Origin of the sequence: Halorubrum tibetense (assembly GCF_042661865.1) — an archaeon.
Taxonomy (GTDB): domain Archaea; phylum Halobacteriota; class Halobacteria; order Halobacteriales; family Haloferacaceae; genus Halorubrum; species Halorubrum tibetense.
Genome location: NZ_JBHSWW010000428.1, coordinates 1 through 1,454, shown reverse-complemented (window position 1 = coordinate 1,454; position 1,454 = coordinate 1). Strand labels below are relative to the sequence as shown.

General features: G+C 57.5%; 1 protein-coding gene. It reads left to right on the top strand.

Going from position 1 to position 1,454, the window contains the following annotated elements; genetic code table 11:
• Nucleotides 1-92: 92 nt before the first annotated feature.
• Nucleotides 93-1,433 carry an ISH6 family transposase gene (locus ACFQEU_RS15840; RefSeq protein ID WP_379783731.1) on the top strand — a complete coding sequence of 447 codons (1,341 nt, stop codon included), beginning with the start codon at nt 93-95 and terminating at the stop codon, nt 1,431-1,433.
• Nucleotides 1,434-1,454: the final 21 nt, after the last annotated feature.

The window sequence follows — 1,454 nt, the reverse complement described above, 5'->3', positions numbered from 1 at the left end:
TTTGGTCGTGTCACAAAGTCCTCTAGAGTTCAGTAGCAACTGGCTCCCGTGAGGAACGGGTTGCCTCTGGTGTCCAACCTACGAGGCAACCCATGCACGCTACAATCGACGTGCGGTTGACCGTTAGCATCGACGACGACAAAACGATACCGCTGGCCACGTTGGCTGAGTTCATCACTGATCAGAACGTCGAATCAGTCCTCCTCGAGGGGCTGGTCGAGAGCCTCGACGCGGCCCGCGTCGAGGCGCTCTGTGGCGAAAAACATGCCACCGGCAACGGTCAACAGAGGTTCCAACGAGCTGGAACCGATACCCGCACAGCCGTCACAACCGCTGGTGAGCACGAATTTCTCCTTCATTACGTCAAAGATACCGCCGCTGACCAGGGCGAATCTAGCTACTTCCGGCCCGTCGAAGACGTTCTCGACTTCGACGGGCAGAACCGCTATCAACAAGATATCGCCGCCAAGAGCGTCGATCTCGCTACCTCTCTCAGTTACCGTGACGCTGCTGACCACGGCGACGGCATCTTCGAGAGGATGCCGTCGCCGACCACGATTAATCGCCGCGCCAGAGAATACGGCAACGAGCTCAAGCAGTTCCTTCCAGACTGTGTCGCTAACACAGACGCTGACGCCATTATTCCAGACGGCACGAAGTGTCACAGTCAAGACGAGGACCGCTCGTACCACTCCGTCCAAGCCACGCTGGGCGAAGACACTGCCGAGGAGTCACACTCCCTGCTGGATCTCTCTGTCAACGCTGACTGGGATGAGACAGCTGCCGAACTTGATGACATCGACGCAGTCACTGACGACGCGACGGTCGTCAGTGACGGCGATAGCGGCATTGTCACGGCATTCACTGACGAACACCGCGATCATCAGCTTGACCTCGTTCACGTGGGCCGAACGCTGGATTACAACCTCTGGGATGACGGTGTGTTCTCTCTGGACCGGCGCAACGAAATCGTCTCGGAAGTGATCGACGAGGTATTCCATCTGAAGAACTCTGTTGCCAAGCATCGTCCAGAAGAAGAGTTCGCGGCGATCCGCGAGCGGATCGCGCGAACGACCGAGCGCATCAAGAAGACAGCGTGGCAGCTGGATCAGTACGGATCAGGGAAGGCTGCGGGGTATCTTCGGCGGTGGTTGCCGTCGATCGTGACGTTTGCCGAGCAGGCCGTCAAGGGGTTCGAGGTGCCGTGGACCTCGAACCCCGTCGAACGGCTGATGGGTGAGGTCAGCAAGCGCTGTAAGAACCAGTGGATGCGCTGGACAAAGGATGGATTGGAGGCGATACTCCAGCTTCGGCTGGTGAAGTACGCTGATCCAGAGTACTACCAATCGTTCCTTGACGAACTGCTCCAACGATCGACCAAAACAGCAATGAGCTGTGAACTCTCAGTTGAGAGCACCAGAGGCAAACTCTAGACCGCTTTGCAACACGACCAA